Consider the following 7,505-nt stretch of genomic DNA (forward strand, 5'->3'; position numbering starts at 1 on the left):
TCCTGGCCGCGAACGCGGTCGCCCCGGACCTGCTTGCTCGGCCGGGTGTCGCCGTCAGGCTCGTGTTCCCCACCGGCACCGGCCGTCTCCGGCTCGTTTGCGCTGCTCGCAGGCTCGCCGCTGCTGCTGGCAGCCGGTTTGACCGGCGGCACGGTCGGTGCACCGCCGCCGTCAGCGCCCCGATCCGGGGAGTCCTGACCGGCCTCCCCCACCTCGCCAGTGGTGTTTGCGCTGGTCACCGGAGGTGACTTCGGCACAGGGTGGCGCGGGGTGGGCGGCTCGCGATGCCTACGGCGGCCCTCCGTGGTGCGCGCTGCGAGCGCCCCCAGCCCGCCGCCAGGCTGCTGCTGTGCGGATTCTTGCTGCTCAGAAGGGGTATCAGGCTGCGGCTGCGCGCTCGACATGGGTCACTGCCTCCAGAGCGATGGTGTTGATCTCGGACACGTAGGGCTCGTGCACCCTGGGGATAGCCGGGGCTGCTGACACCGGCATGTACTTCTTGCGGGTCTTGAGCCACCTGTGGGCCGACACCGGCGAGGACACCGGCGCCCCGACCCGTGCGGTCATCTGCCCCAACCGCCGGACTTCGAAGCTCGGCGCGATCGACGGCACGGCATTGGGCACCACCAGCAGCGGAAACGCGGCCAGGTCGTTGAGCATCTGCTCCAACGCGTCCAGAGGCTTGGTTTCCAGCAAGGCCGGGGTGAGCGTCAGGTGCGCGGCCATCACCGCGCCGAACGCCGACTCGCCGTCACCGGGGTGGGTGTCCACCACCACGACCCGGCCCCAGTGCTTCGCCCACGCTGTGAGCAGGTCGGCCATCTGCTCGCGACCCGGCTCGTTCGGCTGGAAGTCGGGGTGGCAGGGAACCAGGTCCGGGCGCCGCCGAGCCGCCCCTGGCACCAGCATCGGCGGCCGGCCCTTCTCGATCGCGTCCAACAAAGGCGCGCGAACCCGCTGGTCATGCCGGTGTCCCAGCGCCCTTGACGCGTTGCCCTCGTTCCAGTCCAGGTCACACAGGATCGCGTTGAGGTGGTGTGCCAGCTCGATCGCCAGCGTCGTCTTTCCCACGCCGCCCTTGAACGACGCCACCGTGATGATCAGGTAGCCGTGCTGGCTGAGCAGCGCTTCCACCCGAGCGCGTAGACCATTCATGCGCGCATCCTCCCCCACTTCCACCCGCCAGGGCACGCGCCACACCTACGCGAGGCGGGCGCACCGCGCGAGCCGCGCGGCAGCGCGCACCATCCCCGCAGCGCTAGCGCCCACCCATCGCGCGAGCCTGTCCACCGTGCGCGGAGCGCCCGCCGTACGTGTGCACCCTGGCTGTGCGGGACACGTATGGCGCGGTGAACGCGAGCGCGCGCTGAGCGTCCAGCATGAGCCAAGCGCGGCTGGCGCGTAGTCGCGTACGCGAGAAGGGCGCCAGCGTGAGAACGAAGCGTAGGCGCGAAGGGCGCGAACGCACGCTGGGCGCAACGCGGGCTTTGGCGCAGAGAGCGCGCGAGCACACAGCGCGCCCTGGCGCTCAGTCGAGCGAAGCGCTCAGGGCGATCTGGAGCGCCGCGCGCATAGGCGCGCTGCGCGCGTACGCGCATAGCACGATCGCGTGCATACGCGCCAATGCGTGTAGTACCTCATGGGCGTACACCGCGCGCTGCTCGCGATGGGCGAAAGGCGCGTAGCGCGCTCAACGCGCCCTCCGCTCGTCACCAGTCTGGCGCAATCTCGGCCGACGGCCTTGTTTTATGCACTTACTACTGCATAATCTGCGATGGCGGCACGAAACACCCTGCTCACGGCGGCAACCGGCGCAGGGGCGGACCGAACCGATCCACAGCGAAACCAGGAGGAAGCCGTGGCTGATCAGCGTTGGTCACCTGCCGAACAGCAGGTGCCGGACCTGCTGGACGACCTGATGCACATGGGCTCGGTCGAGTACAGCGGCACCGTGATCCAGCAGTACAAGCACGCCGGGACCCGCCGGTACCTCAACTTGGACGGCTCGGGGCAGGCGTGGCAGATCACCGTCCATCCCGACACCGGGGGCATCGGCGCCAGGCGCATCGACCTCGACGAGGCGAAGGCCCTCGTCCTGGAGCGCTGAGCAGCGCGAACAGAAGCTCCAGGCGGGGCGTGAATGACGCCCTGAGAAGCAACTCCCACGCCTCGCCTGGCTCTTCCAACCCAACCCGGGAAGGAGTCACCAGTGTCTCACCTGCTTGTGCTCACCGATCAACAGCGCGTCCACCTGGCAGTCGCCGAGGCCGACACGGCCCGGCTGGTCGAACTGCTGCGCGACGCGCGCACCCAGGGGCTGACCGGCTTGCAGTGGCAGGTCGCGAGCTCGCTGGCCTGCGGTGTCGCCGACCAGGCGCAGCGGATCGCGGACCTGGCCGCCGACGGGGCCGGCCGTGTGTGGGGGACCTGCGCGCGGCTGCTCCGCGACACCGCCGCCCGGTTCGAGCTGTGGGCCGATCTGGCCGAGGTCGGCAGCGATGCGTCGCGCCCAGCTGCGTGACCTTCGGCTGTGGGACGGGACCTGGACGTGGTGCTCGGGGTTCCGCGACGGCCTGCCCTGGTGGTGCTGGGGCTCCGCGCCGGCCGGGCTGGTGACCCTCTCGCAGCTTCGTGAGCAGCGGCTTCGCCGTCGTGCCGGGCAAGACCCGTTCGGACTGCTGGTCTTCCGCAAGCACGGCTGCGGCGAGCAGGTCGCCGAGCTGTACCGCGTCGACCTCGCCGTGGCGGCCCGCACCTACACCCTCGCCGTGGCGGCCTCGGTCGCCGCGATGTGCCGCGCGCACCGCACCTGTCGCCGCTGCCGCCGAGAGTTCGACCGCTACCTGCCCACCAGCACCTGGACGTGCTGGCCCTGCATGCAAGCCACGGGCGACTTCGGCGAACCGGCCGCCTAGTCCTTCGTCAAGTTATGAGATTTAAAAAAAGAAAATCGACTTTAAGTAAATGGAACAGATAATGTGAGATCGACTGAGGAGGACTGTACGTCATGCCGCTGCCCACCCAGCTCCCGCTCGACAGGGAGTGGCCACCCCAGGCCGACATCTGGTGTCGGCACGAGTTCGTCGACGGCGGCGGGTTGTGCGCCGCGCAGGCCCTGCCCGGCAGTACTCGCTGCTCAGAGCATCAGGACGACGGCCAGCCCGACGTCGACCTGGTCGAGCCGCACGGCGCCGGGCAGGACGGGCGGTGACCCGTGCCCATCCGCCCCGAGAACCTCCGCCGCTACCCGCCCGACTGGCCGCAGATCAGCCTGGCGATCAAGGAACGCGCGGGGTGGCGCTGCGAATGCCGTGGCGAGTGCGGCCGGCCCGGCGACCACCTCGACGTCGACGGCCGGTGCCACAACCGCCACCGGCAGCCCGCCTACGGCACCGGCAGCCGCGTGGTGCTCACCACCGCGCACCTCGACCACGTCCCGGAGCACTGCGCCCCGGACAACCTGCGCGCCCTCTGCAACGGCTGCCACCTGCACTACGACGCCGACCACCACGCCCAGACCCGGCAGCGCACCCGCACCGCCCTGCTGGAGGCGCAGATGCACCCGCTGTTCGAACTCACCACCGTCGAAGGGAGCGCCACCGTGTTTGTCCTGCTCACGACCCTCGTCAGCGTCGCTGCCCTGGCAGGGTGGGCAGCCTGCGCCAGCCGGCTGCACGCCCGCGGCGTCCAGCTCGAACACGCCGAGCACGACGGGCTGACCGGCCTGTGGCGTCGCGAGGGCTTCGAGTCGCGCGCCCCGGCCGCGCTGACCAACGGCAACGCCCTGGCCCTGCTCGACCTCGACGGCTTCAAGCCGGTCAACGACCGGTACGGGCACGCCGCCGGCGACCAGGTGCTGCGCGTCGTCGCCGAGCGCCTGGCCGCCGAGCTCGGCCCGCGCGCGCTGATTGCCCGGCTCGGCGGCGACGAGTTCGCCCTGATCACGAGCCTGGAGTTCCCCGCCGTGCGCGGGCAGCTCGACCAGCTCACCGACGCGCTCACCGCTCCGATCCCGGTGTCCGGTCTCGGCGACCTGCACGTCGGCATCTCCCTGGGCGTGGCGTGGCTGTGCGACCTGCCCGGCCTCGACGACACCGCCCCGGCCGCCGCGCCCGGCGAGTTCTGGGCCGGCCTGCTGGCCGAGGCGCTCGCGGCCGCCGATGTCGCCATGTACGAGGCCAAGGCGCTGCGGCGCGACTGGCGGCTCTACGACCCCGCCGTCGACCCCCGCCGCCCGGCCTCCTGGATCTGTCCCACCCCGCGGTGCCGCTATCGCGAGCACGGCCCCGCCGCTCTGCCTGAAACCGCTGCTCAGAGGGCTTGATGAGGTCCTCGCCATCACCGATCTCGCGCCCAACTCGCCTCCCGGAGGAGAACGTCATGTCGATCCCCAAGACCGCGACAGCGGTGGTCCTGCTGGTCGTCGCCGGTGTCGCCGTCCTATCCGCCTGCGACCCCGTCAGCTACCCCACCGGCAACGACGGCGGGGCGACCGTGGTGGGCATCGACTACAGCCGCGATCCCAACCACCCGACCACCGGCACCCACCAGGCCGAATGCAGCGACCACGCCGGCAACGGCTGGCTGGTCACCATCACCGCAGCCCAGGCCGACCGCGTGAGCGCTGGCGACCCGTGTCCCGCCGGCGCTCACGAACCGCTGCCCCAGCAGCAGCACCCCGAGATGTGGTCTGCGCTGAACACGCCGCTGCCCTACCACGGCGGCGATCCGAACTCGCCATGCGGCGAATGGGAAGCCGCTAGCCAGCAGGACGCCAACCAGATGCGGACCGCGTGGGACACCTGCATGACCCACTCGGCCGGCCGCCGATGAACCAGGCAGCAGCACGCCGAGCGGGGCCTGTGCACCACAGGCACCGCCGTGCTCAGCCCCTCGACGGCCATCGTCGAGGTCGGCGAGAACAGTGCTAAACGGCCGTTTTGGCTATCAGTCGGGGGCCGTGTCGAACCGATGAGACAACGAGGAAGGTCATGACCGACGGATGAGCGACGAAGGGGATCACCCCGCGATGAACCCGACCGACGCCGACATGGAGGCATACCTCAAGGCTGAGTTCACCGCGCTACGGGACGCGATCGACAAGCGCGACGGCGAGGCCGCCAAGCGAGTGCTGGAGCATCTGGCCGCCGAAGGCGGCCAGGACCTCGCTGATCGAGTCATCGAACAACTGCTCGACCACGGTCTGCGTCGCCTGTTCGGCGACGAGGGGCGGTGAACCGTTGGAGAACGGTCGACTACTCCGCATCGACGCTGTCCGTGCTGCTCGCGGGGTGTGCCGTCCTGCGAGGCCGGCCGGTGAGGCGCGGTTCGGGCCAGACGGGGGAGAGGGCGGCCAGGGCGGCATCGGGGTCGCTGTTGAGCCAGCGCAGGCAGGCGCGCAGGTAGGCGCTCATGCTTCGGCCACGGGCGTTCAGCGCCGCCTTGGCATCGGCGTACTCGTCGGGCTCAGGGCGCCAGGATCGCTGCTTCTGGCCGTGTTGGCTGGTCACCCTTCCAGTCTTACAAAGTGGGTACCCACTTGTCGACCGTAGTGCTATCGTCTCATCAATAAGTGGGTACCCACTTATTGATGAGGTTGGAGGGGACAAGACCGATGACGACCACGCAGGGCACCTCGGCCACTGTGGACACGGCGACGCGGTTGCGGGCGATCAGCGAGGAACTGGCCGACCGGTTCTACGAGCGCGACGACGTGGCGCGCACGCTGGTCGTGACCGTGTTGGCCGGCCAGCACTCGCTGGTGCTGGGGCCGCCCGGAACGGCCAAGAGCGAGCTGGCGCGCGAGCTGACCAGCCGGATCACCGACGCGCAGTACTGGGAGATCCTGCTGTCCAAGTTCACGGCGCCGCAGCGCATGTTCGGCCCGATCGACGTCGCCGCCCTCACTCGTGGCGAGTACCGCCAGGTCTACGACGGCCGGGCGACGACCGCGCACATCGCCTTCATCGACGAGATCTTCAAGTGCTCGGTCGCCTCCCTGAACGAGACGTTGGGCCTGCTCAACGAGCGGATCTACCACCCGGAGAACGGCGGGGCGCCGATCGCCTGCCCGCTGATCGCCGCGATCACCGCCTCCAACGAGCTGCCCTCAGGCGAGGACACCGCCGCGATCTACGACCGGCTGCTGGTTCGCCTGGAGGTCGGCTACCTCGCCGACCCGTCCAACTTCGCCGCCCTGGTGCGCTCGGCGGTCGCGCTGCCCGCCGCCACGGCCCGCACCACGGTCGACCTCGCCGCGCTCCAGCACGCCGTGCAGGTCGAGGTGCCCGCGGTCGGGGTGCCCGACGGCATCGTCGACGCCGTGTGCACCCTGCGGGCCGCGCTGCGACGCAAGGAGCTGATCTCCTCCGACCGGCGCTGGCGGCAGTCCGTGCGGCTGCTCCAGGCCAGCGCCTACCTCGACGGGCGCCCCGAGGTCGACGAGAACGACCTGGCGGTGCTCACCCACGTGCTGTGGGACAGCCCCACCGAGCGGCCCACCGTGGAACGCGAAGTGCTGCAACTGGTCAACCCCGACGCCAAGGAAGCCCTGGACCTGGCCGACGCCATCGCCGAGCTGGAGGCCCAACTGGACGCCAAGGCCGGCCAGTCCCGCGAGGCACTGTCGGAGTGGGCGATCAAGGAGGCGAACGCCAAGCTCGCCAAGGCAGGGAAGACGCTGACCGCGATGCGCGGCACCGCCCAGGCCGCCGGCCGCTCGACGGCCACCCTGGACCGCGTGATCACTCAGCAACGTGCCGTGCACGCCCGGGTGCTCACCGAGGCGCTCGGCGTCGACGCCAGCATGGTCCAAACCCAACTCTGAGCAGCGGAAAGGCGTGCCGACGATGGGTAGGAAGGCGAGCAAGCTCCAGGACCTGGCGCGCCGCGCCGGACGGTGGCTCGGCCTGGCCGACACTCCGGCCGCCCCCGTGCACACCACGGCCGTGGTCGCCGACCGGTTCGACGCGATGTCCTGGCGCGAGACCTACGATCAGGCCCCCGCGCTGCGCGAGCTGGCCGAGGACCTCGGCGAACGCCACGACTACGCCACCGACCTGCTCACCGACGTGTTCCTCGGCGCCTACAAGACCAGCCCGCAGGTGCGTGAGCGGGCCGAGATGGACCCCTCCCGGATGGTCAACCACCAGGTCATCACCACTGTGCTGGACTCGCCGGAGTTCGGCGAGCTGCGCCGCGAGACCGCCGGCGACCTCTACGCCGCGGCGATGGCCGTGCTCGCCCAGGCCGAGGGGCTGCGCCGGATGCTGGAGCGCGCCAAGGACGCCCACGCCCAGGCCCAACGCACCGCCCAGGCTCAGCGCGAGGCCGCCGAGGCCGCGCAGGCGGTGTCCGACGCGGTGCAGGCCGCCGCTGCGGCGGCTGCCGAGGACGGCACCGTGCCGGCCGACGCGGCGGGCGCCGGCACCCCGGCCATGGCCGCGGCCCAGTCGCCGGAGGCCGGCCCGCCGCCGGCAGCCCCGTCCCCCCCGCAGGCCCCGTCC

At 70.9% G+C, this 7,505-nt stretch carries 11 protein-coding genes and 1 pseudogene; 9 read left to right on the top strand and 3 right to left on the bottom strand.

Annotation, left to right across the window (positions count from 1 at the left end):
* A partial coding sequence (locus F0L68_RS44130; protein ID WP_223199613.1) for a hypothetical protein occupies nucleotides 1-239 on the bottom strand: 239 nt, incomplete at its 3' end.
* Between the two features lie 139 nt (nucleotides 240-378).
* Complete coding sequence (locus F0L68_RS41125) at nucleotides 379-1,155, bottom strand: ParA family protein (RefSeq protein WP_149855336.1); 777 nt, start codon at nucleotides 1,153-1,155, stop codon at nucleotides 379-381.
* Nucleotides 1,156-1,858: 703 nt separating this feature from the next.
* Here F0L68_RS41125 and F0L68_RS41130 point away from each other — a divergent pair.
* From F0L68_RS41130 to F0L68_RS41160, 7 genes are all read left to right on the top strand, one after another.
* Nucleotides 1,859-2,107, top strand: a complete 249-nt coding sequence (locus tag F0L68_RS41130) for a hypothetical protein (protein WP_149855337.1) — start codon at nucleotides 1,859-1,861, stop codon at nucleotides 2,105-2,107.
* 102 nt (nucleotides 2,108-2,209) lie between these two features.
* On the top strand, nucleotides 2,210-2,521 hold the full coding sequence (locus F0L68_RS41135; protein ID WP_149855338.1) for a hypothetical protein: 312 nt from the start codon (nucleotides 2,210-2,212) through the stop codon (nucleotides 2,519-2,521).
* Entirely contained in the window at nucleotides 2,499-2,915 is a 417-nt protein-coding gene (locus F0L68_RS41140; protein WP_149855339.1) for an RRQRL motif-containing zinc-binding protein, read from the top strand. Before F0L68_RS41135 ends, F0L68_RS41140 begins: the two co-directional genes overlap by 23 nt.
* Nucleotides 2,916-3,007: 92 nt before the next feature.
* Nucleotides 3,008-3,211 carry a hypothetical protein gene (locus F0L68_RS41145; RefSeq protein ID WP_149855340.1) on the top strand — a complete coding sequence of 68 codons (204 nt, stop codon included), beginning with the start codon at nucleotides 3,008-3,010 and terminating at the stop codon, nucleotides 3,209-3,211.
* 3 nt (nucleotides 3,212-3,214) lie between these two features.
* Nucleotides 3,215-4,324 (top strand): GGDEF domain-containing protein, encoded by a 1,110-nt coding sequence (locus F0L68_RS41150; RefSeq protein WP_223199614.1) that lies wholly within the window; start codon nucleotides 3,215-3,217, stop codon nucleotides 4,322-4,324.
* A 56-nt stretch (nucleotides 4,325-4,380) separates the two neighbouring features.
* Nucleotides 4,381-4,833, top strand: coding sequence for a hypothetical protein (locus F0L68_RS41155; protein ID WP_149855341.1), 453 nt, complete (start codon nucleotides 4,381-4,383; stop codon nucleotides 4,831-4,833).
* A 169-nt stretch (nucleotides 4,834-5,002) separates the two neighbouring features.
* A complete protein-coding gene (locus F0L68_RS41160) occupies nucleotides 5,003-5,236 on the top strand; it encodes a hypothetical protein (protein WP_149855342.1) in 234 nt (77 codons plus the stop codon).
* Between the two features lie 19 nt (nucleotides 5,237-5,255).
* On the opposite strand, the gene F0L68_RS41165 is transcribed toward F0L68_RS41160, so the two are convergent.
* Nucleotides 5,256-5,510: a hypothetical protein gene (locus tag F0L68_RS41165; RefSeq protein WP_149855343.1), complete on the bottom strand. Its 255-nt coding sequence runs from the start codon at nucleotides 5,508-5,510 to the stop codon at nucleotides 5,256-5,258.
* 104 nt (nucleotides 5,511-5,614) lie between these two features.
* Between F0L68_RS41165 and F0L68_RS41170 the strand changes: the two genes are divergently transcribed.
* Both F0L68_RS41170 and F0L68_RS43055 read left to right on the top strand, forming a co-directional pair.
* The gene (locus F0L68_RS41170; protein WP_149855344.1) at nucleotides 5,615-6,826 is read left to right on the top strand and encodes an AAA family ATPase; all 1,212 of its coding nucleotides are present in this window, start codon (nucleotides 5,615-5,617) and stop codon (nucleotides 6,824-6,826) included.
* 22 nt (nucleotides 6,827-6,848) lie between these two features.
* Nucleotides 6,849-7,505, top strand: a pseudogene (locus tag F0L68_RS43055) (hypothetical protein); the annotation flags it as partial.

Origin of the sequence: Solihabitans fulvus (genome assembly GCF_008386585.1) — a bacterium.
GTDB classification, from domain to species: domain Bacteria; phylum Actinomycetota; class Actinomycetes; order Mycobacteriales; family Pseudonocardiaceae; genus Solihabitans; species Solihabitans fulvus.

Bases quoted from the DNA above. Each gene is read 5' to 3' on its own strand.
- F0L68_RS41125 (WP_149855336.1), bottom strand. From the start codon at position 1,155: ATGAATGGTCTACGCGCTCGGGTGGAAGCGCTGCTCAGCCAGCACGGC.
- F0L68_RS41140 (WP_149855339.1), top strand. From the start codon at position 2,499: ATGCGTCGCGCCCAGCTGCGTGACCTTCGGCTGTGGGACGGGACCTGG.
- F0L68_RS41145 (WP_149855340.1), top strand. From the start codon at position 3,008: ATGCCGCTGCCCACCCAGCTCCCGCTCGACAGGGAGTGGCCACCCCAG.
- F0L68_RS41155 (WP_149855341.1), top strand. From the start codon at position 4,381: ATGTCGATCCCCAAGACCGCGACAGCGGTGGTCCTGCTGGTCGTCGCC.
- F0L68_RS41160 (WP_149855342.1), top strand. From the start codon at position 5,003: ATGAGCGACGAAGGGGATCACCCCGCGATGAACCCGACCGACGCCGAC.
- F0L68_RS41170 (WP_149855344.1), top strand. From the start codon at position 5,615: ATGACGACCACGCAGGGCACCTCGGCCACTGTGGACACGGCGACGCGG.